The organism is Erythrobacter sp. YT30 (genome assembly GCF_001542875.1).
Classification (GTDB): domain Bacteria; phylum Pseudomonadota; class Alphaproteobacteria; order Sphingomonadales; family Sphingomonadaceae; genus Erythrobacter.
Genome location: NZ_LMAF01000002.1, coordinates 1534247 through 1557469 on the forward strand (window position 1 = coordinate 1534247; position 23223 = coordinate 1557469).

General features: G+C 57.7%; 19 protein-coding genes. 11 read left to right on the forward strand and 8 right to left on the reverse strand.

The window, feature by feature from the left end:
* Nucleotides 1-27: 27 nt before the first annotated feature.
* Genes AUC45_RS12070 through AUC45_RS12080 form a run of 3 tightly spaced genes read right to left on the reverse strand, consistent with a single transcriptional unit; the run spans nt 28 to nt 1498 of the window.
* Nucleotides 28-648 carry a DUF2231 domain-containing protein gene (locus AUC45_RS12070; RefSeq protein WP_067602850.1) on the reverse strand — a complete coding sequence of 207 codons (621 nt, stop codon included), beginning with the start codon at nt 646-648 and terminating at the stop codon, nt 28-30.
* A 1-nt stretch (nt 649) separates the two neighbouring features.
* The gene (locus AUC45_RS12075; protein WP_067602853.1) at nt 650-1174 is read right to left on the reverse strand and encodes a DUF305 domain-containing protein; all 525 of its coding nucleotides are present in this window, start codon (nt 1172-1174) and stop codon (nt 650-652) included.
* A gap of 57 nt (nt 1175-1231) precedes the next feature.
* Nucleotides 1232-1498, reverse strand: coding sequence for a metal-sensitive transcriptional regulator (locus tag AUC45_RS12080; protein WP_067602862.1), 267 nt, complete (start codon nt 1496-1498; stop codon nt 1232-1234).
* 76 nt (nt 1499-1574) lie between these two features.
* Between AUC45_RS12080 and AUC45_RS12085 the strand changes: the two genes are divergently transcribed.
* The 5 genes from AUC45_RS12085 to AUC45_RS15605 all read left to right on the forward strand — a co-directional run bounded on the left by AUC45_RS12085 (nt 1575) and on the right by AUC45_RS15605 (nt 6788).
* Nucleotides 1575-3299, forward strand: a complete 1725-nt coding sequence (locus tag AUC45_RS12085) for a copper resistance system multicopper oxidase (RefSeq protein ID WP_067602865.1) — start codon at nt 1575-1577, stop codon at nt 3297-3299.
* Complete coding sequence (locus AUC45_RS12090) at nt 3296-4336, forward strand: copper resistance protein B (RefSeq protein WP_067602870.1); 1041 nt, start codon at nt 3296-3298, stop codon at nt 4334-4336. The genes AUC45_RS12085 and AUC45_RS12090 overlap by 4 nt, the downstream gene beginning before the upstream one ends.
* A 562-nt stretch (nt 4337-4898) precedes the next feature.
* Complete coding sequence (locus AUC45_RS12095) at nt 4899-5297, forward strand: single-stranded DNA-binding protein (RefSeq protein WP_067602873.1); 399 nt, start codon at nt 4899-4901, stop codon at nt 5295-5297.
* Nucleotides 5298-5608: 311 nt separating this feature from the next.
* Nucleotides 5609-5830, forward strand: a complete 222-nt coding sequence (locus AUC45_RS12100) for a hypothetical protein (protein WP_067602876.1) — start codon at nt 5609-5611, stop codon at nt 5828-5830.
* Nucleotides 5831-6506: 676 nt separating this feature from the next.
* On the forward strand, nt 6507-6788 hold the full coding sequence (locus AUC45_RS15605) for an AlpA family transcriptional regulator (RefSeq protein WP_082701178.1): 282 nt from the start codon (nt 6507-6509) through the stop codon (nt 6786-6788).
* Nucleotides 6789-7020: 232 nt separating this feature from the next.
* Here the strand turns inward: AUC45_RS15605 and galK are convergent, their stop codons facing one another.
* The 4 genes from galK to AUC45_RS12125 are packed head-to-tail and all read right to left on the reverse strand — an operon-like array spanning nt 7021 to nt 12858.
* A complete protein-coding gene (galK, locus tag AUC45_RS12110; RefSeq protein ID WP_067602882.1) occupies nt 7021-8067 on the reverse strand; it encodes a galactokinase in 1047 nt (348 codons plus the stop codon).
* On the reverse strand, nt 8064-9152 hold the full coding sequence (locus AUC45_RS12115) for a galactose-1-phosphate uridylyltransferase (protein WP_067602885.1): 1089 nt from the start codon (nt 9150-9152) through the stop codon (nt 8064-8066). The genes galK and AUC45_RS12115 overlap by 4 nt, the downstream gene beginning before the upstream one ends.
* On the reverse strand, nt 9149-10654 hold the full coding sequence (gene glpD / locus AUC45_RS12120; protein WP_067602889.1) for a glycerol-3-phosphate dehydrogenase: 1506 nt from the start codon (nt 10652-10654) through the stop codon (nt 9149-9151). The genes AUC45_RS12115 and glpD overlap by 4 nt, the downstream gene beginning before the upstream one ends.
* Nucleotides 10651-12858 (reverse strand): alpha-galactosidase, encoded by a 2208-nt coding sequence (locus AUC45_RS12125; protein WP_156423839.1) that lies wholly within the window; start codon nt 12856-12858, stop codon nt 10651-10653. The genes glpD and AUC45_RS12125 overlap by 4 nt, the downstream gene beginning before the upstream one ends.
* Before the next feature lie 176 nt (nt 12859-13034).
* On the opposite strand from AUC45_RS12125, the gene AUC45_RS12130 reads away from it, so the two are divergent.
* Both AUC45_RS12130 and AUC45_RS12135 read left to right on the forward strand, forming a co-directional pair.
* Entirely contained in the window at nt 13035-14534 is a 1500-nt protein-coding gene (locus AUC45_RS12130) for an SLC5 family protein (RefSeq protein WP_067602891.1), read from the forward strand.
* On the forward strand, nt 14531-15493 hold the full coding sequence (locus AUC45_RS12135) for an NAD(P)H-binding protein (RefSeq protein ID WP_067602893.1): 963 nt from the start codon (nt 14531-14533) through the stop codon (nt 15491-15493). The genes AUC45_RS12130 and AUC45_RS12135 overlap by 4 nt, the downstream gene beginning before the upstream one ends.
* On the opposite strand, the gene AUC45_RS12140 is transcribed toward AUC45_RS12135, so the two are convergent.
* The gene (locus tag AUC45_RS12140; RefSeq protein ID WP_067602898.1) at nt 15490-17418 is read right to left on the reverse strand and encodes a beta-galactosidase; all 1929 of its coding nucleotides are present in this window, start codon (nt 17416-17418) and stop codon (nt 15490-15492) included. The genes AUC45_RS12135 and AUC45_RS12140 overlap by 4 nt on opposite strands.
* Nucleotides 17419-17547: 129 nt before the next feature.
* On the opposite strand from AUC45_RS12140, the gene AUC45_RS12145 reads away from it, so the two are divergent.
* From AUC45_RS12145 to metH, 4 genes are read left to right on the forward strand one after another with little or no spacing between them, the layout of a single operon-like run.
* A complete protein-coding gene (locus AUC45_RS12145) occupies nt 17548-18546 on the forward strand; it encodes a metalloregulator ArsR/SmtB family transcription factor (RefSeq protein ID WP_067602901.1) in 999 nt (332 codons plus the stop codon).
* Nucleotides 18547-18577: 31 nt separating this feature from the next.
* Entirely contained in the window at nt 18578-19507 is a 930-nt protein-coding gene (gene metF, locus AUC45_RS12150; RefSeq protein ID WP_067602905.1) for a methylenetetrahydrofolate reductase, read from the forward strand.
* A complete protein-coding gene (locus tag AUC45_RS12155) occupies nt 19504-20562 on the forward strand; it encodes a homocysteine S-methyltransferase family protein (protein WP_067602909.1) in 1059 nt (352 codons plus the stop codon). The genes metF and AUC45_RS12155 overlap by 4 nt, the downstream gene beginning before the upstream one ends.
* A gap of 5 nt (nt 20563-20567) precedes the next feature.
* Nucleotides 20568-23216 (forward strand): methionine synthase, encoded by a 2649-nt coding sequence (metH, locus tag AUC45_RS12160; protein WP_067602911.1) that lies wholly within the window; start codon nt 20568-20570, stop codon nt 23214-23216.
* Nucleotides 23217-23223 lie beyond the last annotated feature (7 nt).

Genomic DNA, 23223 nt, shown 5'->3' on the forward strand with positions numbered 1-23223 from the left:
CCTGCGATTGAGCAAAGGGCGTGCAATCTAGCCAGCAGCAAGCAAATGACCGGTCCCATGCGCCAGCTCGCCGCCGAGAAAACCCTGGACGATTACGGCGATGCCAAGCAATACGAGGCCGGCACGCACCGTGGCGCGCCCATTATCGCGCGAACGCGCGGCGGCCACGGCCAGAAACACCGCCAAGGCCGCCAGCCCCGTACCCAGCCAGCGGTGGACTTTCATCGGCACGTCCCCGCCCATCCACAACCCTGTGTGCAACCAACCGAAGAGCGCCGCCACCACTGCTCCGGCCGCCGCGAAATAGAGCATGATATCCACGGTCTTGCGCAAGTCCGCCGCGGGCCTGCGCGCGGAAAATGCCTCGGTCATGGCCGCAGCGATGAGCAGGGCTATCGGAAAGTGAACGGTCGCGGGGTGGAGCGCCTTGAGTGCGCCGAGCGCAGTCTGAGCGAACACTTCTTCATTTGTCTGCACAATCCCCTGCTCGCCATTGGTCGGATCGACCGGCCCAGCTTCCTCAACCTGCACCGCTTCGCTTGCAGGCTTGCCGTGGACCTCGTCGCCATGAGCGGCAGCGGGCAGCGGGAATGATGCAAGCACGACGAACACCAACGCGCCGGTCACAAGTGCCAGCCAATGGCGCATCTCATTCACCCGATTGAGCGTCTGCACTGAAATCGGGAACGGGGCGAGCCGCGGCCTCGGGTTCGCTCTTCACTTTGCCATTGTTCTCGATATCCTCGATCAGCCACTCCATCTCCCTGATCTCGCGGCGCTGGGCCTTGATGATCTCGTCGGCGAGCTTGCGCACTCGGACATCCTCGATATTGGCGCGCTCACTGGTCAGGATCGCGATGGAGTGGTGCGGGATCATTGCTTTCTGCCAGGCCTGATCGGAAACGGTGTCCTGCGAGCGCACGAGATAGAGCGAGCCTGCGAAAAGCAAAGTTGCGCCTGCGAGAATGGCGAGGTTGGTGCGGCGACTATCGTACATATGGAGCATGAAAAGCAGCATCACGATCGCCATCGCCCCGCCCATGTAGAGCGCCATATAGGTGCGGGTTTCACTGAACTTGACGTGCGCTGTTTCGTAGGTGTTCAGATACATCAGCCCGAACATTACCAATGTCGAGACGGCGATCATCACGATGAAGCGAGTGTACTTGGACATGAGAGCGGGCCCTTTGAATTACCTAGTGTGAGGTAGAAAGTTCGAAAAATCAGCGTATTACCTGCGCTGCCGTTCCAGCAGGTCGACCAATTCCTCGAACTTCTCACGCTGCTCCGCCTCGTCACCGCTAGCGATGGCTTCGGCGACGCAACACGCGGTATGATCCTTCAACACCTGACTCTCGACCTTGACGAGCGCCGATTTGATCGCTGCGACCTGGTGAAGGATGTCTATGCAATAGCGGTCATCCTCGATCATCTTTGCAACGCCGCGCACCTGTCCTGCAATGCGGTTCAGTCGTTTGATCTTGTCGGTGCTACTCATCGCATCAAACCCTGTTTACATACTATAGGGGGGTATAGTATCGGCCTTCATAGTTTGGAGCAACCCCGAAGCCGACATGACCCTTGATTCCTCTCGCCGCGCTTTCATCTCGAGCACCGCCGCACTTGCCGCCGCTGCTGCGCTGCCCCTGCCTGCATGGGCACAAGGCCGATCGCTGACGCATGCCAGGAATGGTTTCGGCGAGCTGTCAGGCGAAGACATCAATCTTTCAATCGGCGATGCGCATTTCATGACGGGCGGTCGATCTGGCCATGCCTTCGCGGTCAACGGCACGGTGCCCGGGCCACTGATCCGCCTCGAGGAAGGCCAGGATATCCGCCTGCATGTCACCAACAACTTGGATGAGGACTCCTCGATCCACTGGCACGGCCTGCTGTTGCCGTTCCAGTTCGATGGCGTGCCTGGCGTGAGTTTCCCCGGTATCAAGCCGGGCGAGACCTTTACTTACGAATTCCCCGTCCGTCAGAACGGCACCTATTGGTGGCACTCGCATTCGGGCCTGCAGGAACAGGCGGGGCACTACGGCCCGATCATCATCGAAAGCGCTGATCCCGATCCGCGCTATGATCGCGATTACGTGGTCTTGCTGAGCGAATTCACGCCGATCCACCCGCACGAGATCATGCGGAAGCTGAAGGTTGGCGAGCATTACTTCCAGCGCCAGATGAACACTGCCACCGAAGGCGAGCTTTCGGGCGAGATGCGGCGCATGTGGGGCGAGATGCGGATGAACCCGCGCGATATCTCCGATGTGACGGGCAGCACCTACACGTTCCTGATCAACGGCCATGGGCCGGCAGACAATCTCCAACTCGAATTCAGACCGGGCGAGCGTGTGCGCCTGCGCGTTATCAACGGTTCGGCGATGACATTCTTCAATGTGCGCATCCCCGGCGTGCCTATGACGGTCATTCAAACGGACGGGCAGGACGTTGATGAAGTCGAAGTGGACGAGTTCCAGATTGGCGTTGCCGAAACCTACGACGTGATCGTTCAGCCCGAGGATGGCAGCCATGCGATCGTTGCTGAGGCGATGGACCGCAGCGGAATGGGGGTCGCCAGCCTGACCAGCTACAAGGGACATATCGCCGCACCGCCGCCGCTCCGGAAAATCCCCACCCTGACCATGACCGATATGGGCATGATGGATCACGCCGCGATGGGGCATGGCGGAGGCCTTGGCGACATGGGCGGCATGGATCACAATATGCGGGATACGTCACTGCTGCCCGCCGATGTGAAGGTCGGGCCGGGGCTTGATATGGTTGCGCCAAGCCCGACGGATCGCATGGATTTTCCGGGGCTGGGCCTCGACACGGTGGAGCACCGCGTGCTGCGCTACACAGACCTCAAGGCCAAGCGCATGAACCCGCACCGCGAAGTCGACCGGGAGATGGAAATCCATCTCACCGGGAACATGGAACGCTATATGTGGAGCTTCGACGGCGAGAAGTTCACCAGCGTCACCGACGATCCAATCCGCTTCGGCTATGACGAGCGCGTTCGCGTGAAGCTGGTCAACCAGACCATGATGGCGCATCCGATCCACCTGCATGGTCATTTCTTTGAGTTAGTAAATGGTGCGGGTCACATGCACCAGCCCTTGAAACACACCATGGTCGTGCAGCCGGGCGGGACAGCGACCTTTGACCTCACTGCGAACGAACCGGGCGACTGGGCCTTCCACTGCCACCTGCTCTACCACATGCACGCAGGCATGATGCAGGTCGTGACCGTTCGTCCGTTTCCCGATGGGACGCCAGAGTCTTTGGGGGCATGATGCGAGTTCTATTGCTTGCCAGCGCGGCGTTGATCGCCGCTCCTGCCGCTGCGCAGGACCATTCCGCGCACGGACGCGATGATGAGCCGCAGATGGATCACTGCGCTATGGGACACCTCCCGCCTGAACAGTGTCCGCCCAAAGAGGATCATTCGGAACACGGCACCATGGATCACTCTGCTCATGGTTCAACTGATGATGACGCATCGCACGTAGCGATGGACCTCTCGACCATGGACCACTCACAGCACGCTTCGCCGGTCGATAAGTCTGCACCGGGGGCAGCACCGGAAAGTGCTGTTCCCTCTCGCGCTTTCGACGGCCCACGGCACGCTGCTGATGCAATCTGGGGAGCGGATGCCATGGCAACAAGCCGCACCCAGCTTGCTCGCGAGAACGGGGGCATGCGCACCGGGATGGTGATGGTTGAGCGGCTAGAAGCGCGCCTTCCGACAGCTGGCGGTGAAGATGGGTATTTGTGGGATGCGCAGGCTTTCTACGGCGGCGACATCAACCGCTTTGTCCTGAAAACCGAGGGCGAAGGCGAGTTCGGCAATGAGTTGGAGGACGCGGAAATACAGGCGCTCTACAGCCGAGCCATAGGTCCTTTCTTCGATCTGCAAGCGGGAGTGCGTCTTGATCCAGAGCCAGATACACGTGGGCATCTGGTTGTCGGTGTGCAGGGTCTTGCACCCTACATGTTCCATGTCGATGGCGCGCTGTTCTTGTCGGATCGAGCCGATCTTACGGCGCGCTTGGAAGGCGAATACGATCAGCGCATCACTCAACGCCTGATCGTGCAGCCACGGCTTGAGGTAGAACTAGCCGTACAAGACATCCCGGAACGCGGCATCGGCGCCGGGATCGCCAAGATCGAACCTGGAGTTCGTCTCCGCTACGAGATTACACGCGAGCTCGCGCCCTATGTTGGGATCGAATACGAGGCCGCACTTGGTGAAACTGCGGACATTGCCAGAGCCGCTGGCGAAGACCCAGAAGCGGTAAATGTAGTTATCGGCTTGAGAGCTTGGTTCTAGCGCCAGTATCGATTGCTGCTTTCACCCCCAATTTCGGACTTTAAGTTCCGAAAAATCGACGTCATTTTTCGGACGCTGGCCAAGCTACCTTGAATGAATGAGATTGGGGCGCAAAGCGGTCCCTAACGAATGCCGCAACCGCCTAGGAGTCGCGCTTTGCACTGTGGTCGTTCCTGCACATGTTCGGGTCCGCCCCCGACCTCGATGTGGCGTTCGAGAACGAGGAAGACCGGGAAGCAGCCCGCGACTTCATGGATCTCCTGGCGGCATCGGAAGGCGACGGAGCAGGCTGATTGCTGTAGGGTCTTGGCACCTTCAGACCCGCACCCGATACCCATCCGGCTTTCTTCGCGAACAGTCCTGAACCAGGTCAGCTGAGGAGCCGCAACCCGTTCCTTTGACGGCCGTGTTGGCAGCTGCGCTGCCTGCCCGCACCACCCGTCATGAACAGGTTTCCCTTCGGCCTTGCAGGCCTGCGGTGCAGTCCTCCCATGCCCTGCTTCTTCTGGATGTTCGCAAGCCGGAGATGGTCTCCGGTTTGAGGAACTGAAGGAATACAACCATGACCAATATCGCAATCCTCACCGGCCGCATTGCCCGCGATCCGGAATCCCGCGAGACGAAGGGCGGCACCAATGTCACCGGGATCACCGTCGTCACCGATCGCCCCGCACGCGACAAGGATGGCAAGACCTACAAAGACGAGAACGGCTACACTGCCAAGGAGAGTGAGTTCCACCGGGTGACCTGCTTCAACGGCCTCGCCAAGACCGTCGGTCAGTACTGCTCCAAGGGCCAGCTGGTTTCCGTCCAAGGCCGCATCCACTATACCCAGTGGGAGGACAAGGACGGGGTCACCCGCTACGGCACCGAGATCCTCGCCGACAAGGTCGACTTCCTCTCGCGCGGCAACGGTTCGAGCGAAAACGACGACAACAAGGATGCTCCCGAGATCGACTGATATCCATCATCATCGATCCCGCTCAGAGGGGCGCTGTCCAGACCGGACCGCGCCCCTTTCTGCGTTGTCCAAACTCTCTGGCGGGGGAGGGGTCTGGCTCACGGACTTTCAAGGATGACGGGCCCGGCACCGACGCGTCAAGGACGGCGGGGCCCCACCATTTTGTCTGCCTTCGCTTGCGCTGCGGTCCAACAAAATCGTTGCCCCCACCGCCGCTTCGCGGTCGCCCCTAAGGGCGATCCCTGACCCGCTGGCACCGTGCCCATCCGCCTTCCTCCTGTCGTCTCACCGACAGATATCAGGAGGAAATCATGACTACACTTGGCAATCTCGAATCGAACTCGAACAGCTACTTCGAAGCACTCGCCACGGCCGAACGGCGGGCCTTGCACAGCTTCTTCGATCAGCACATTATCGAGGACAAGCGCCTTGGGTATTTTGCCCTGGATGAGGGTGACTACAACGCACTTCCGGCGTACCTGGCGGCGCGGGTGGTCCACACGATCCACGGGGCGATGTCAGACGAGTTCTGACCGCACCAGCAGGGCAGGGACCGGAAACGGTTCCTGTCCTTTTTTATGCTCGCAGGGGGGATTGGCGGTGGGCTATGCGGCAGTTGAACAAACAATCGGTCGCCACTTGATCCGATCAAGATAGGACTATTTGGCAATAGAGTTCATTGTGCCTTGCAGTACATTCGGCTCATCTGCCTTCGTATCCAAGCGGACCAGAACATTGGCCGCTGATGTTGGCTATTTGGTCCCCATTCCGGAACATTCGAGAAAAATTCCATTCTGGATATCTCGGTTCCGAACGAAAAATTCCGCCGCCAAATTCGACGCTGCGCTACGCTTCCGTTCTGAAACAAAAGCATTTTCTCCGATGATTTGACCGGGGAAGCAACTGGTCACTGACGCGCAATTGAGAATGGGCTTGACCCAGCACACCGTACGCAGCGGTGCCGCATCTTAACTGAATGAAATCGTGATAGAAATTGGCGGTGTCCACTTTTGGACCAGTTGCGGCACAGTCCTCTTTTGAGTGTGCCGAACTGGTCCAGTTCGCTGTAAAGTGCTGAGAAGCATCAGAATATTTCTGGTTTCCTACACCCCAGTCACTGGCATAGAGTGGCACTTGCCTTTCGAAGGGTGAGCCAGGTTCTTTGAACATCAAGGAGCTTGGATCATGCAACGAGATCACACGTTCACAATGGCCAATCGGGACCAGACGGAGCTTCCCGAAAGGCTTTCAGAACAATGCGAGTTTCCGTTTGAAGCTCGGCATCACCAGCGCGGAGCTGGACCCAATGAGCAGCCCATCCGGCGTTTCATTCGGCTCCGAGAAGTATTGCATCGAACCGGCCTAGGTAGGTCGACAGTCTACCGCTGGATGGATGAGGGCCGTTTTCCGAAGTCGGTCCGCTTAGGTGGTCGATCAGTCGCCTGGATCGAACACGAGATCGACGAATGGCTTCAGGACCGATGCAGATAAGGCCAGCTCCGGATTGCTGACAGGGACAGAATTTTAGTGTTCCCTGTCAGCGAATCCGGTGCATATTTGGGCTCCAAAATACCCTGTTCGAGGCACAATTCCGGACTCACATTTCCACAAATTATGGTGGGGGCATGACTGGGGGCATGAATAAATGGCACTCGTTGAACCTACTGATTTATCAGCATTTTAGAAGAAAAATTCGAGTCACGTAAGCGCACCAGCGTGTTCCTTATGACGGTTCGCCCGCCTCATCGATGTAACGGGCATCCGGATGCGCTTTTAGCACTTTGTCCAGCCAAGTTTCGCGTGTTTCTGCGGCGACGCAGGCGACTATGCAGCCTCCGAAGCCGCCCCCTGTCAGGCGTGCGCCAAGGGCTCCGTATTCGATTGCGCTTTCGACCAATGCATCGATTTCGGGGAGCGACATTTCGAATTGATCGCGCATTGATGCATGGCTTTCTACCATTAGCGCTCCGAAACGGACCATGTCCGCATCACTCATCGCTGTGACGGCCTCTTGGACACGTGCATGCTCGCTTATCAGATGAGCGACGCGCCTTGCGACAACGGGATCCAGGTCTGACTTGGCCACGCTTGCAGCATCGAGCAGACACAGGTCTTCGGTTCCGAAATAAGCCTTTGCCATGTCGCATTCGACTTTACGCTCTGCATAGCGGCCATCGCTGAGTTTTCGCGTGAGGCCCGAATGTAAAACCACCATCTCAAAGCCCGCAGGAAGGGTCATGATCGTCCAGTCGAGTGATTTTGTGTCCAGCGCCATGGCTGTGCCGGGAGTGGCGAGAGCAACGGCCATTTGGTCCATAATGCCGCATGGCACGCCGATATAGTTGTTCTCTACCCTGCGCGCGGCGATAGCAATTTTCACGTCGCTGGTATCTGCAACCGCTGCTTTTCGCGCGGCTTTCAGAATGGCTACGATGAGCGCGGCTGAGGATGAAAGGCCTGAACCTTCGGGCATGGTTGAGACGATGTCGATATTCGCTCCGCCAATTAGAAAACCCAGAGAATTGGCTTCGCGCACTGCGCCGACAGCGATGTCGGCCCATTCATCGACCGCGTCATCTGCGACATCGCGAATTGCGGGAGCGTGGTAATGATTGGACGTGACGGCCACAACGCCATCAGAGCGAGGGGCGAGTGTTATCTCTATCCCCACGCTGAGCGCTGCTGGAAGGACCATGCCGCCATTATAATCGGTGTGCTCTCCAATCAGGTTGACGCGGCCGGGCGCGCTCGCGGTGAATGTCCGCGTCATGACTGCGCTAGCGCCCTAAGATCAGCGATTGCCATCTCTGGCATCACGTCGACTGTGAATATGCCCGTGTGCTGCTCTACCGAGGCCAGGTATTTCACTCTGCCGGGTGCACGCAAGAGCGGGTAGAACTGGACGGTGAAATGATAGCCTTTACTGCCGCCGCGTGGGCTTGCGTGGAAAGCCATCATGGTTGCCGCGGGTTGCTCAAAAAGAGCATCATAGCGGCGGGTTGTCTCACCCAGCCAGAATGCAAGGGCTTCCAGTTCTTCATCGCTGCAATCCCAAGGGCCCTCGCGCGTCTCGAAGGGAGCGATCCAGGTTTCGTATGGAAAGCGCGCGAAACGAGGGACGAATGCTGCCATTCCGCCTTCTTCGCCAAGGCCATATTCGGGCATGGCTGCCCGAATCTCGGCTGCTAGGTCATACCCTTGAGCGAAGGCATCAATTGCGCGCTGCTGAGTATGGGGCACTCTGTCAAATCCGTAGATTTGGCCATGTGGATGGTGCAGCGTCACGCCCACTTCGTCGCCGCGATTTTCAAACGGCAGGACATAATCGCATCCCGCGGCAAAATGCGTCTCGTAGCGATCAATCAGGGCGCCGAGCTGGACCTCGCGTCTGTCTCTGCCTAGTGTGTGCAAGCTCCCGGTTGCATCGGGCGCGTAGACGACCACATCGCAAGCGCCTTTTGCAGGTTCAATGGAAATTCTGGCCAGTGATGCCGCATTGGACGCGCTGGGATGAAAGGCTGCGAACTTGTTTTCGAAGATGGCGACTTCAAAATCGCTGAATGGAATCTCTGTTTCCGGCCCTCCGTCCACAGTGGGAGCCAGAGGATCGTCTGCCGCGCTTGGCTTGAACGTTCGGTTCTGCCGGTGAGCCGCGTACACGTTCCATTCTTGCCGCAGGGGGTGATGGCGTATTTCGCCGCCCTGCGCGACGGGGTCGGCGGTTTCATGTTGGACGGGTAGCGTGTGTGGATTGCGGCCGTAAAGGTGCAGCATGCGGCCATCGGCCTTCTGGTGGTCGCGCCTGTAGGTCGCGCCCTCGCCAACGCTGCGCGAAAGCTGAACATTCCCGCTCATGCCGGCACCCGTTCCCTGGCAAACCAATCGCGCACTCGCTGTTGCGCGGCCTCATCAAGATGCAGTTTCAGTTTGCTCCGTCGCCAAAGTACATCCTCAGCCGACGTGGCAAATTCCTGGTCCACCAGATATTCGAGCTCCCGAGCATACAGATCATCGCCCATGTGCTGGCCAAGATCATTCAATCCCTTGGCGCCAGTAAGCAGGATGGGCACGCGCGTTCCGTATGCGCGGCAAAGCCGTTTTGCGGCGCCAGTGGGCAACCAATCGTACTGGCGCGCGACCTCGTTTACGTATGCATCGAAGCGTTCTGGATCGATGTCTCCGCCTGGAAGTGGTTGCTGAGCCGTCCAGGACGCGCCGCCGACATTGAGTTTCTCCAGCGCATGTTCCGCCAACTTTCGGTAGGTTGTGATTTTCCCGCCGAAAATTGAAAGAATTGGTGCCTGCGCGTCATCCTCTCCGCGATCGAGTTCAAACTGATAGTCTCGGGTGACGGTGGAATTCGATGCTGACCTGTCATCATAAAGAGGTCGCACGCCTGAATAGCTTGAGATAGCATCTTCAGGTTGAATGTTGGCCGCAAGATACTCGTTGGCCGCATCGCATATATAATGCGCTTCGTCGGCGGAGATCGTGATTTCAGATGGATCGCCTTTGAAGCCCACGTCAGTGGTCCCGACCAGTGTAAAATCGCGTTCGTAGGGGATAGCAAAGATGATCCGGTCATCCTTGTTCTGGAATATGTAGCAGTGATCGCCTTCGAACAGCTTGCGAAAGATCAGATGGCTGCCTTTCACCAGTCGCAGATTAGCGTGATCCTCATCCGGGATGGCACGGCCAAGTACTTTGTCCACCCAAGGCCCAGCGGCATTGACGATGTTCTTGGCGCGGATTTGACGATCGCCTGATGCATCGCGAAGGGTTGCTGTCCATCCGTCATCGTTGCGCGTCAGGCCGACGCATTCGGTGCGCGTACGGATGTCAGCGCCATGTTCGCGCGCGTCCATGCAATTGAGCACGACCAGGCGCGAATCCTCGACCCAGCAGTCGGAATATTCAAAGCCTTTGGTAAGTCGCTCTTTCAAGATTTCGTCGTGTGGTGGGGCGCGCAGGTCGACTGTATTTGTCCCGGGGAGAAGCTTTCGACCGCGCAGATTATCATACAGGAACAGGCCAAGACGCAGCATCCATTTGGGTCGCAGGCCCTCATCATGGGGCAGGACAAAGCGCATGGGCCAGATGATGTGCGGAGCGATTGTGAGCAATCGCTCCCGTTCAATCAGGCTCTCGCGTACCAGACGAAACTCGTAATGCTCCAGATAGCGCAGGCCGCCATGGACAAGTTTGGTCGAAGCACTGGAGGTATGTTGGGCGAGATCGTCTTTCTCGACGAGGCAGACCGAGAGCCCGCGCCCGGCAGCATCGCGTGCTATGCCCGCGCCGTTGATCCCGCCGCCGATGATGAGAAGTTCAAAAACGGGAAGTGTCTCTTCGCTCATTCAAATGCTCTGAGGTGGTAGAATAGGCAGGTGTCTGGAAAAGTCAGCGGTGGCTGAACACCAAAGTCCACCAAGGCGGCACCTGAAATCCTCACACCCTTACCTTGCAAGTCAGCCTGATCGACAATTGAGGGCGAGCTGATTGAAGGATTGGTTTCAGGCCAGATCATTCGAAGCTGATAGTCTTTGGCAGGATCAAGGCCAGCAAAATGAATGCGTTGCGGCAGAGTTGCCAGATCAGTTTCGAGCTTCGCATAGGAGAAAAACGCTTCTTGTTTATCCCGGGCAACACAACCGACAAGGTTCGTGCCCTTGGCGCTCGGCAGCGCAAGATAACTGCCCTCATGGATCAGGTGACGATGCTTTTTGTATAGCGCGATACCTGCTTTCAGGATCGCCAGGTCCTCCTCGCTTTCATCGCGAAGGTCTAGCTCCATCCCCATTGATCCGAAGACTGCGCTGCCGACGCGAAACGCCATTGGCAGTTCGCGCCCGGTGATATGGCATCGGCGCGGGCCAACATGGCTGCCAAGAATTCGCAAGGGAAAGAAGTGCGCTGCGCCGCGCTGAATTATCTGCCGCTCCCGTGCATCGTTGTTGTCAGATGTCCAGATACGATCAGTACGCTCTAAAATCCGATAGTCGGCCCGACCGCCGCCAGATGAGCAGCTTTCGATTTCGAGGGCTGGATGCTTTTCGCGCAGCCTATCCAACAAACCGTAAACCGCCATCGTCTGACGATGCATTGCGCCCTTACCTTCGCTGCCGGGATGATGGGTGTCACGGTTCATATCCCATTTGATGTAATCAATGCCATATTCGTTCACGAGCTTGCTGATCTTTTCAAAGAGGTAAGTGACCACTTCTTTCTTGGTCAGATCAAGCGTCAATTGCCCGCGGAACGGAACGATTTCGACGCTATCTGCTCCCAGCACCCAATCCGGATGAGTGCGATAGAGATCGCTATCCGGATTGACCATTTCAGGCTCAAACCAAAGCCCGAATTCCATTCCCAATTCTCTGACCGTTTTAACAAGCTGATGGAGGCCATTGGGAAAGACGTCTTCGGACACCCACCAATCGCCCAGCCCCGTTGCATCGTTTCGGCGTCCGCCAAACCATCCATCGTCGAGCACAAAGCGTTCGGCCCCTACTGAAGCTGCAGACTTAGCGAGCTCGATCAGGGTGTCTTCGTCGTGATCGAAATAGACTGCCTCCCAAGTGTTGAAGTGAACTGGCCTCGGCTTGTTGCGCGTTCGCGGATCAGCCACGGTGTCGTTGAAGAAGCGGTGAAAGGCTTGCGCGATGCCATTGGTGCCGTTTTGAGACCAGACGCTCAGCAGTTGTGGTGTCTGATATCTTTCTCCAGCTTCAAGCCGCAGTTCTCCGGGAAACAGAAGCTCGCCTAGCTGCAAAAATCCGCGTCCATCGCTGTGGCGATCGACGCGCAATTTGTGATTGCCGCTCCAGGCTAGGTGGAAGCCGAGTGCCAGACCGCTTTGCTCTGTTGTGTCGCGGCATGCGAGGATGCCGCCTGGAAAAACGTCGTGGCTGGTGCGCCCGGATTTGTTCTCACGGACGATGCTTCCGTTGAAGAGAGCAACCTCCTCAATCTGGAATTCCTGAGCCCAGCGACCCGTAAAGCTTAAAAACCGCTCAAGGCGCTGATCGAAAGGCAGGCACAGTGCAGCGCACCAATCGATCTGGAACGGCGCATCGCCTATATTATCAACACTCGTACTTGATCTCAGCATTCCTGTTGATGCGTCGATTTCAAACACGTGATTGGTGCCAATGCGTGCCTTCTTATCTTCGCACCGGACGTGAATGCTTTTCCCATTGACCATTTTGGTGGAAACGACGCGCAGATCGAGCGCCCAGTCTTGTCCCTCGCGGTGTCCGGTAATTCCAGATGGCCCTGAGATCCCGGTACCAATCTCATTCAGCAATGAACCGCGTAAGGGAATCGAGGGTGTGCCGGGCGCGTGCTGGCGAGTAGCCAGAAGCGCGAGTTCCTCGCCCGTGATCCCGGAAATGTCCGGTCCTGCATAGATCAAAACCGGGCGCATACCTGCGCTTGCTTCGATTGCGAGGAGAGCGCCGCCGGCTCGGAGCTCCAAGTGGTGCGGCTTGCTTTCGGAATCCTCAAAAGGTCCGCTCAAGGATTCCTCGCAGCTCTCCTCAAAGTCCGGTTCGTCTCGCATATTCATGCCGTATGCGAAGCGAGAGGGAGACACCACCTTTTTGGGAGCGTCGTGATTTCCAAAGGAAGTCTCGCAGTTTTCCCATCCGCAAGACTTGCCGATATGTCCAGAAATTGGAACAGAGGCTGGATCGTCTCCATGCCGGATAGCGGCGGGGCGGGGGAGAGATTGCCTAAATGAACGTAGTGCAGGTCGCCGTATTCCTCGGCTTGATGATAATTCTCGCCGTCATGACATGGCGCAAAGTCGCCGCATCGATGGCTGCCAGCGATGCCTCTGCGGACAAGGAGATATTCCTCGCAGGGGGCGGACTGAGCTGGTTTTTCGTCGCCGGGGCCATCACGCTGACCAATCTTTCAACCGATCAATTGGTGGGAATGAACGGCAATCAGATGCTGCTCCTCGCATGGTGGGAGCTTGCCGGATTTGTCGGGCTGCTCCTGCTCGCATTTGTTTTTGTGCCGATCTACTACCGGAACAATTGCACCACGATCACGCAATTACTCGAGCAACGGTACAAGGGCGGCAGCATTCGGACGGTCATTTCCGGCCTGTTCCTATTCGGCAATTTCGTAATTTACCTGCCTGCCGTGATCTATTCCGGCGCGCTGTTTACGCAGACGCTGTTTGGTATCGATGCGCCAATCATGGCAGTGGCCGCCGTGTTTGCAATCGTTGGCGCAGCGTACGCTATCCTGGGCGGATTGCGCGCTGTAGCGGTGCTCGACACGTATGCCGGAATTGGCATTCTTGCGCTCGCGCTGGTCGTCGTATTTCTCGCGATGCAGGCGGTCGGCTGGGACATCACAACAGGCGTTCCGGAAGAGCGATTATCGATGATTGGCTCACTCGATAGCCCCATTCCGTTTCACACGCTCTTCACGGGCATGCTGTTCATCCAGATATTCTATTGGTCGACCAACCAGAACATCACGCAAAAAGCGCTCGCTGCGCCCACTGTCAAAGAGGCGCAGAAAGGCGTCGTTGCAGCGGCAATCGTGCGCGTGCTGATCGTCCCGCCAATCGTGGTGATCCCCGGAATTGTCGCCTTCAAACTGTTCGGCGACGTGGATGATCGCGCTTACGCCATGGTCGTCGGGGAAGTGCTGCCTAGCTGGACGAGCGGCATGTTCGCAGCGATGATTGCTGCCGCAGTGTTGACGACCTATTCAGCGGTCATGAACGCAACCATCACGCTGTGGTCAGTCGATTTCCATCGCCGCTTTATCAATGCGGATGTGAACTTGGTTCGCCTCAATCGGATTGTCGGCGTCATCGCCATGCTGCTGTCAATTGCGCTGGTGCCGCTTTACGCGTCTGCTGAAAGCATTATCAATCTCCTGCAAGAGCTCAATGGGCTTTTGTCTATGCCGATCCTTTCCGCTTTCATTGCCGCTCTCATGTTTCGCAATATGGATGCGCGTGCAGCGGTGGCGGGCCTTGTTTGGGGCTTTTGCAGTTATGCCTTGCATACCTTCTATCTCTACGTGCCCGAGAATTTTGGCGGGGTCAGTTGGTATGCGACCGTCGGTCTACCCTGGGTTCACTACATCGACGTGATGGTCTTTGTGCTGTTTTCCTCTGTCGCGGTTGCATTGATTACCAATCTGGTGGTTTTCGGCAACCGGGCATCTTTCGCGTTTGGCCCAGGCGATAAGCAACCACAGGCCACATGAGCGAAAACGACGACACTCGCCGAGGATCGAGTGCAGGCCGGTGCGTCGTTCTGGCAGGATCGACTGGGACGATAGGCCGGGCCGTTTCCGATTGTCTCGCTGCCGATGGCTACGACGTGGTGCGTTTGGTCAGGCAGGGATCGAAAGGCAGCGGCAGTTTGCCGGGACGGGAAGTCGTAGTCGATCTCGCCGACCGTGAGGCGTTGGAGGCCGCGTTCAAAGCGGCCCGACCCAACGCGGTAATTTCATGTATTGCCTCTCGCAGCGGAGAGCCAAAAGATGCCTGGGCGGTGGATCACGACGCCAATGTCAATTTGCTCCGCGCGTCTGAAGGTTCGGGCGTGGATCATTTCGTTCTGCTTTCTGCAATCTGCGTTCAGAAGCCAAAGCTTGCATTCCAGCATGCGAAGCTGGCCTTCGAAGCAAAACTGGTGGCAAGCCCCATTGATCACACAATTGTGCGCCCAACGGCTTTCTTCAAATCCTTGTCTGGCCAGATTGGAAACGTGCGCAGGGGCAAGCCCTTCATGGTTTTTGGAAATGGAGAGTTGACCCGCTGCAAACCGATCAGCGACCGCGATTGCGCACGGTATATCGTCGATTGCCTGAACTCGCCGGAGCGGCGAGGGCAGGTTTTGCCGATCGGTGGACCGGGGCCAGCGATCACAATGCACGAGCAAGGTGCACTGTTGTTTGATTTGCTTGGCAAAGAGCCGCGCTATCGCTCAGTTCCGGTTGGAATGTTCAGTGTCGCGGCCGCTATCTTCGGGTTGGCCGAGCGGTGGTCAGACTGGGCAGCTGAAAAAGCCGAATACGCACGCATTGGACGCTACTACGCCACCGAGAGCATGCTGGTTTGGGATGAAAAAGCGGCTGAGTATTCGGCGGAGGCGACACCCGAGTGTGGCTCAGACACTTTGCGCGATCATTACGCGCAATTGCTCAGTCTCACGCCTTAGCGCCTCCATGCAGCGACGCCAGCGGGGGGCAGGTTGATGCTCCCCAAAACCAGTTCTTTGCTGCCGCAAAAGCTCGAGATATCGATCGGTGCCTGAGAATAGTTGAATACGAAGACGTGGCTTACAGTGCGCCGTAGCCTCAGCCCCTTGGGCAGGGGCGACATCTCAACGCGGCCGTCTTTCGCCATTCGCTCGAGCAAACCTTTCAAAAGCTCTCTGTCAGGCCACGCTGCCAGATAGCGGATATTTTCAGACTTGAAGACCACACCGCTTCCATCATCCGCTTCGATTTCAGGTATGAGTATGCTCGCGATGTCCTCCCGCCAGCGTTCGATCGCGCCGCTGCCAGCCTTTTCGTTGATGCCATCGCGAAGGCTTTCGACGCGAGTGACGGTAAGGTCTATCAATTTGCGCAGCTCACCGGGTGCCAATCCATCGGGTATGCAGAAGCTCTTTGTCTTGCTGCCAGAGCGAGGCCCGATAAGCACAGGGCAATCGAGCGCTTTTAACTTCGCAACAAAGCCAGCCGGCGTGATTGGCAAAGTGGGGACAAGCACCATCGCATATCCGCCCAGATCGGCATCGGGCGATACGATATCGATATCGAGGCCAAGCCGCCGCGCCGCCGAATACCATTCGTAGATGAGCTCCAGATAGCGAAAGCTCTGCCCCTGCGGTTGGATGCCGCATACCCATGCCGCCTCGTATGAGAACACCAATGCGACCGGCGCCCCAGCTGTTTCCTGCGATCCCAATCGCTCAATCGCATCAGCCGCAGTGCGCGCATCATCGGCGCCGGATGCGTCTATGCTGTCGGGTCGCAAAAGGCCTGCATGCATTTGCTCTTGCGCAAAGGGGGCCTGGCGCCAGCGGAAATAGCTCACGAACTCGGCGCCATGCGCCATGGCTTCAAGTGTCCATAGAGCGACCATTCCGGGCAAAGGTGCTGGGTTAAACCGTGCCCAATTCACCGGACCGGGCTGCTGTTCCATCACGCCCCATCTGCCGTTTGAGCAACCGCGATAGAGGTCATGGTGAAAGGCTGCGATATCGGGGTGGCCTTGGCGCAGATATTCGGCCTTCTCCTGTGTTGAGAACCAGAACTGCTCAAGAAAGCCTAGCGGATAGCTGTCCCATGTCGCCACATCGAGATCGCGGCCGACGTCGTAATGGTCGAACTCGGTGAAGAAGCCCATGAAGTTGTGCGTGATATCGCGGTCTGGCGAGTGCTCGCGCAGGATGGCGACCTGCGCGGCGTTGAAGCTTGCGACTTCGTCGGAAGCAAAACGGCGGTAGTCGAGCCAGTGTGCAGGGTTTGCCTCGGTGACAGTCAGGTTTGGCGGATCGATCTCATCGAAGTCGCGGTATTCCATGCTCCAGAAGACATTGCCCCAAGCGGTGTTGAGGGCAGATACATCGCCATATCGGGCGGCGAGCCATTTGCGGAAACGGGCGGCAGCGCTCTTCGAAAAGCTCAGAACCGTATCGTGGCAGCCAAATTCATTGTCGGTCTGCCACATGGCGATCGCGGGGTGTTTGCCGTATCGCTCAGCCATGGCGTTCGTGATGCGGGCGGCCTCAGCGCGGTATCCTTCGTGGCTGAAGCAATAATGGCGTCTTGATCCGAACCCACGCGGGCACCCTTGTTCGTCGATCGCCACCATATCGGGCATCTGGTCGACCAGCCATTTGGGCGGGGTCGCGGTGGGCGTGCCCATGATGATTTTGAGGCCTGCATTGGCGAGCACCTCAACCGCACGGTCTAGCCAGTCCCAGTCAAATCGGCCGGGTTCTTGTTCTATTCGGCTCCATGCAAATTCTCCTATCCGCACCAGCGAGAGGCCCATTTCGGCCATCCGGCGGGCGTCCTCTGCCCACATTTCTTCGGGCCAATGTTCGGGATAATAGCAGCAGCCCAGTTTCATTCGTGTCGCCTTTTTGTCCTCTAAATACATCCTTAGAGAGGGGGGTAGGGGAAGGAAACTGGGCGCTTGATGTTTGCAGCCGCGAAGGGTCATTTACACATATAAAAATATCTTTATATGTGACCTGCAATGCTGGTGGATGCGATCTTCAAGGCCTTGGCTGACCCGACGCGGCTGCGCACGATGCGGCTGCTGTCTGCGATGGAGCTCGCCGTCGGAGAATTGGCACAAGTCCTGGGTCAAAGCCAGCCGCGCGTTTCGCGCCATGTCGGCATACTGTGCGATGCCGGCCTTGCCGAGCGAAGGCGCGAGGGCAGCTGGGTGTTCTTGAGGCAAGCCAGCGGAGAAACGCTTTCCACCGATATCCTCGAAGCGGTTGAGACGCTGTTGGCCACAACCGAACGAAACGATCCCGAATTCGCTTCGCTTTGCGAAACCGACCGCCGCAAACTCGCCTCCATCCGCGATGCGCGCGATGCCCAGGCCGAAGACTATTTCGCCCGTCACGCCGGCGAATGGGACGCTTTGCGCGCGCTTCACAGCCCGGACGATCAAGTCGAAGAGGCGCTGGCAAAAGCGCTCGGCGATGCGCCTTTGGGTGCGCTGCTCGATATAGGGACAGGCACGGGCCGCATGGCGGAACTCTTTGCAGGCAAAGCTGATCGGATCACAGCGCTCGACAAGAACCTTGAAATGCTCCGCGTCGCCCGCGCGAAATTGCAGCATCTTGATGGCACGCAAATCGAGCTGATCCAGGGCGATTTCAGCGATCTACCTCTTGCCGAAGAGGCTTTTGACACCGTTCTCCTCCATCAGGTGCTCCATTTCGCGCAGGACCCCGCCGACCCACTCGGCGAAGCGGCCCGCGTCACAAAACCCGGCGGGCGCATCGTGATTGTCGATTTTGCTGCCCATGGCCGCGAAGAATTGCGCGATGCGCATGCCCATGCGCGGTTGGGCTTTACCGACAATCAGATGGCCAGCCTGCTGCGCGGTGCCGGAATTACTCCAGGCGCTCCGATATCGCTCGATGGCGGGGAGCTTATTGTGAAAATCTGGATTGGTAAGAGGCGCGGCACGCCCGCCCCATCTCCAAAGGCGCACGCCGTGCACACAAATACCCGATAAAAGCGAACGATTTCAAATGGAAAACCCTCCCATGTCCCCCACGCTCGATCAGCTTCACGAAGCCAAAACAGCCGTAGGCGCGCCGCTGTTTTCGGACCTGCCCGGCGATATCGATATCAGCTTTGAATTCTTCCCGCCCAAAACCGAGAAGATGGCAGAGACCTTGTGGGACAGCGTCGCGACGCTTTCTCCATTGGGGCCGCGCTTTGTTTCGGTCACCTATGGCGCTGGCGGATCGACGCGCGAACGCACGCATCAACAGGTTGTGCGGATCCAGAACGAAGCGAAAATTCCGGCCGCAGCGCACCTCACTTGCGTCAATGCGACGAAGGAAGAGGTGAACGAGGTCGCTCGCCATTATTGGGAAGAGGGGATTCGCCACATCGTCGCCCTGCGCGGCGATCCGCCCGAGGGCGCGAGCGGGTATTCGCCGCATCCGGGCGGATATGAGAATGCCGCCGATCTGATTGCTGGCCTCAAAGAAGTTGCCGATTTCGAAATCTCGGTCGGCGCTTACCCTGAAGTCCACCCGGATAGCCCTGATGCTCAATCGGATATCGCCAATCTCAAGGCAAAGTTCGACGCAGGCGCGGATCGCGCGATCACCCAGTTCTTCTTTGATCCGGAATGCTTCTTCCGCTTCCGTGATGAGGTCGCAGCGGCTGGTATCGATGCCGAGATCGTCCCCGGCATCATGCCGGTGATGAGCTTTAAGGCGGTGCAGCGCATGTCGAATATGTGTGGGACGGAAATTCCTTCATGGATGGAAGGCCTGTTCGAAGGGCTCGATGAACGCCCCGCCGCGCGTCAGCTGGTCTCGGCGACGATCGCTGCGGAGTTGTGCCGGAAACTTTATGCAGGCGGCGAACGTAAATTCCACTTCTACACGCTCAATCGGGCGGAGCTCAGCTATGCGATCTGCCATATGCTCGGCAAACGTCCCGTGGGAGAGGCTGCATGACCGCCAAAACGAACTCACGCGAAAAGCTGCAAGACGCCGCGAAAGAGCGCGTGCTGATTTTCGATGGCGCGTTTGGGACGCAGATCCAGGAGCGCAAGCTTACCGAAGATGATTATGCAGGCACGCTGGGTCTCAATGCCGATCAAAAAGGCAATAACGATATTCTCGCTCTGACCCGGCCCGATGTGATCCGCGACATTACGCGGAGCTATCTCGATGCTGGATCGGATGTGATCTCGACCAACACGTTCTCCGCCAACCGCATTTCGCAGGCTGACTATGCGGCGGAAGATCAAGTGGCCGCAATCAACATTGCGAGCGGAAAGATCGCGCGTCAACTCGCCGATGAATACGAGGCGAAGGATGGAAAGCCGCGCTTTGTTGCGGGCGCTATCGGGCCAACCAACAAGACCTTATCTCTCAGTCCCGATGTCGAAGACCCCGGCTTTCGCGAGATCGATTTTGATGAATTGACTGCCGTCTACAAGGAACAGGCTGCAGCCTTGATCGAGGGCGGATGCGATTTCATCTTGATTGAGACTGTGTTCGACACGCTCAATGCCAAGGCTGGCGTGATGGCGGTCAAACAGCTCGAGGATGAGCTAGGCCGCGACATCCCGATCATGATGTCGATGACGCTAACCGACCTGTCGGGCCGTAATCTGTCGGGCCATACGGTCGAGGCTTTCTGGTACGCGATACGGCACGCAAAGCCTGTGACCGTGGGGCTTAATTGCAGTTTTGGAGCCGATCAATTGCGCCCGCATGTCCAGGCGCTCTCCGCAATCGCGGACACACTCATCATGGCGTATCCCAATGCGGGTCTTCCCAATGAGCTCGGCGAATATGATGAGATGCCCGACACGACGGCGGGGCTTGTCAAGCAATGGGCGGATAAAGCACAAGTCAATATCCTAGGCGGATGCTGTGGATCATCACCGGCGCATATCAAGGCGATTGCCGATGCCGTGGAAGGGCTGCCCCCACGCAAAGTGCCAGAGCCTGAAACCGCAATGCGGCTTGCAGGCCTTGAATCCTTCGTGGTGGCGGACTGATCACAATGACTGACGCCAAAGATCAGGGCCGCAGCGCGCGTTTCATCAATATCGGTGAGCGCACCAACGTAACCGGCAGCGCCCGGTTCAAAAAGCTCATCATGGCGGACGATTACACGACCGCCGTCGAAGTCGCGCGTCAACAGGTCGAAAACGGCGCGCAGGTGATTGATGTCAACATGGATGAGGGGCTGCTCGACGCGGTCCACGCCATGACGACATTCCTGAAACTGATCGCCGCCGAACCCGATATTGCCCGCGTGCCGGTGATGATCGACTCCTCGAAATGGGAGGTGATCGAGGCGGGGCTCAAATGCGTCTCCGGCAAGCCGATTGTGAACTCCATCAGCATGAAGGAAGGCGAAGAGCCTTTCCTTGAACAAGCACGCAAATGCATGGCCTATGGCGCAGCCGTGGTGGTGATGGCGTTTGACGAAGTGGGCCAGGCGGACACCAAGGAGCGCAAGGTCGAAATCTGCAAGCGTGCCTACGATTTGCTCGTCGGCATCGGCTTCCCGCCAGAGGATATCATCTTCGACCCCAATATCTTTGCCGTGGCGACAGGGATTGAAGATCATGATCGCTACGGTCTCGATTTCATTGAGGCGGTGAGGGAAATCAAAGAGCAATGCCCGCACGCAAAGACCAGTGGCGGGCTTTCAAACCTCTCTTTCAGTTTCCGCGGGAATGAGACCGTGCGCCGCGCGATGCACTCGGTTTTCCTCTACCACGCGATCCCCGCAGGGCTGGACATGGCTATCGTCAATGCAGGGCAGTTGGACGTTTATGACCAGATAGAGCTGCGCTTACGAGAGGCCTGCGAAGACGTTATCCTTATGCGTAGGAATGACGCGACGGAGCGCCTTATCGAGCTCGCCGAATCCTACAAAGGCAAGTCCAAGGAAGACGACAAGCAGGCTGCCGAATGGCGCGGCTGGCCGGTTGAAAAACGACTAGAACACGCGCTTGTGAAAGGCATTGACGCGCATATCGTCGATGACACCGAGGAAGCGCGCGCTGCCATCGAAGCGCGCGAAGGACGTCCGATTGAAGTCATCGAGGGCCCCTTGATGGACGGCATGAATGTCGTCGGCGATTTGTTTGGCTCTGGAAAGATGTTCCTGCCGCAAGTCGTCAAATCAGCCCGCGTGATGAAGAAGGCTGTCGCGCATCTCATTCCGTTCATCGAAGCGGAAAAAGACTTGCTTCCCGAGGCTGAGCGCGCTTCCAAAGGCACAATCATCATGGCGACCGTCAAAGGCGATGTGCACGATATCGGCAAGAACATCGTTGGCGTGGTTTTGCAGTGCAATGGCTATGACGTCGTTGATCTGGGCGTGATGGTTCCGTGGCCGGACATCCTGAAAGCCGCAAATGACAACAAGGCCGACATGATCGGATTGTCGGGCCTTATCACACCGTCGCTCGATGAAATGGTGACCGTTGCTGAGGAAATGCAGCGCGCGGACATGACGATGCCGCTGCTGATCGGCGGAGCCACGACGAGCAAGGTGCACACGGCGCTCAAAATCGATCCGAGCTATGAAGGGCCAGTGATCCACGTTCTCGATGCGAGCCGTGCGGTGGGAGTTGCCTCCAAGCTGCTGTCCGATACGCAGCGCGATGATTTTGTCAGCGATACAGCTGGCGAATACACCAAGGTCCGCGATGCGCGGGCCGGGAAAACGCCAAGCCAATTGCTGACGCTCACCGAAGCGCGCGCGAATTTTTACGACGCATATCTCTCGGACAAGCCAGCTCCGCCAGCCCAACCGGGTATACATGTATTCGATGACTGGTCGCTGGAAGACTTGCGCGATTACATCGATTGGACCCCGTTCTTCCGGTCTTGGGAACTGCATGGCAACTATCCCGCCATCCTAACCGATAACGTCGTCGGCGAAAGCGCGCGCTCTCTGAAGGAAGACGCTGACGCAATGCTTGACCAGATCGTCGCAGAAGAGTGGCTCACGGCGCGCGGTGTCGCGGGTTTTTGGCCATGCGCTCGCGATCACCAGTGCCGTGATGATGTTATCATCCACCGCGTGCGCCGCGAAGAGAATGTGCGGCTTCCATTCCTGCGCCAGCAGATCAAGAAATCGCGCGACCGCGCCAACATGTGCCTTGCCGATTTCATCGATCCCGATGGCGACTGGATTGGCGGATTTGCAGTGGGCATTCATGGGATTGAGGCGCACTCCGCCCGTTTTCAGGCGGACAAGGACGATTATTCCGACATCTTGTTGAAGGCTCTGGCAGACCGTTTCGCTGAAGCTTTTGCAGAGCGCCTTCACCAGCACACCCGCACCGAACTTTGGGGCTATGCGCCTGGAGAGCAGCTAACTAACGAAGCGCTTATCAAGGAAGAGTATCGCGGTATTCGTCCCGCGCCCGGATACCCCGCGTGCCCGGATCACTCCCTGAAGCCGATCCTGTTCGATCTGCTCGATGCGGAAAAGAATGTGGGGCTTACTCTCACCGAGAGCTTTGCGATGTATCCCACCGCAGCCGTTTCGGGGTTCTATTTTGGTCACCCTGAATCGCAGTATTTTGGTGTGGCAAGGATCGGTCGTGACCAACTGGAGGCGTATGCCGATCGGCGCGGGGTCGACGTTGCGACTGCCGAACGCTGGCTGCGGCCCAATCTCGACTAAAGAGCAT

Bases quoted from the DNA above. Each gene is read 5' to 3' on its own strand.
- AUC45_RS12070 (WP_067602850.1), bottom strand. From the start codon at position 648: ATGCGCCATTGGCTGGCACTTGTGACCGGCGCGTTGGTGTTCGTCGTG.
- AUC45_RS12075 (WP_067602853.1), bottom strand. From the start codon at position 1,174: ATGTCCAAGTACACTCGCTTCATCGTGATGATCGCCGTCTCGACATTG.
- AUC45_RS12080 (WP_067602862.1), bottom strand. From the start codon at position 1,498: ATGAGTAGCACCGACAAGATCAAACGACTGAACCGCATTGCAGGACAG.
- AUC45_RS12085 (WP_067602865.1), top strand. From the start codon at position 1,575: ATGACCCTTGATTCCTCTCGCCGCGCTTTCATCTCGAGCACCGCCGCA.
- AUC45_RS12090 (WP_067602870.1), top strand. From the start codon at position 3,296: ATGATGCGAGTTCTATTGCTTGCCAGCGCGGCGTTGATCGCCGCTCCT.
- AUC45_RS12095 (WP_067602873.1), top strand. From the start codon at position 4,899: ATGACCAATATCGCAATCCTCACCGGCCGCATTGCCCGCGATCCGGAA.
- AUC45_RS12100 (WP_067602876.1), top strand. From the start codon at position 5,609: ATGACTACACTTGGCAATCTCGAATCGAACTCGAACAGCTACTTCGAA.
- AUC45_RS15605 (WP_082701178.1), top strand. From the start codon at position 6,507: ATGGCCAATCGGGACCAGACGGAGCTTCCCGAAAGGCTTTCAGAACAA.
- galK (WP_067602882.1), bottom strand. From the start codon at position 8,067: ATGACGCGGACATTCACCGCGAGCGCGCCCGGCCGCGTCAACCTGATT.
- AUC45_RS12115 (WP_067602885.1), bottom strand. From the start codon at position 9,152: ATGAGCGGGAATGTTCAGCTTTCGCGCAGCGTTGGCGAGGGCGCGACC.
- glpD (WP_067602889.1), bottom strand. From the start codon at position 10,654: ATGAGCGAAGAGACACTTCCCGTTTTTGAACTTCTCATCATCGGCGGC.
- AUC45_RS12125 (WP_156423839.1), bottom strand. From the start codon at position 12,858: ATGCGAGACGAACCGGACTTTGAGGAGAGCTGCGAGGAATCCTTGAGC.
- AUC45_RS12130 (WP_067602891.1), top strand. From the start codon at position 13,035: ATGAACGTAGTGCAGGTCGCCGTATTCCTCGGCTTGATGATAATTCTC.
- AUC45_RS12135 (WP_067602893.1), top strand. From the start codon at position 14,531: ATGAGCGAAAACGACGACACTCGCCGAGGATCGAGTGCAGGCCGGTGC.
- AUC45_RS12140 (WP_067602898.1), bottom strand. From the start codon at position 17,418: ATGAAACTGGGCTGCTGCTATTATCCCGAACATTGGCCCGAAGAAATG.
- AUC45_RS12145 (WP_067602901.1), top strand. From the start codon at position 17,548: ATGCTGGTGGATGCGATCTTCAAGGCCTTGGCTGACCCGACGCGGCTG.
- metF (WP_067602905.1), top strand. From the start codon at position 18,578: ATGTCCCCCACGCTCGATCAGCTTCACGAAGCCAAAACAGCCGTAGGC.
- AUC45_RS12155 (WP_067602909.1), top strand. From the start codon at position 19,504: ATGACCGCCAAAACGAACTCACGCGAAAAGCTGCAAGACGCCGCGAAA.
- metH (WP_067602911.1), top strand. From the start codon at position 20,568: ATGACTGACGCCAAAGATCAGGGCCGCAGCGCGCGTTTCATCAATATC.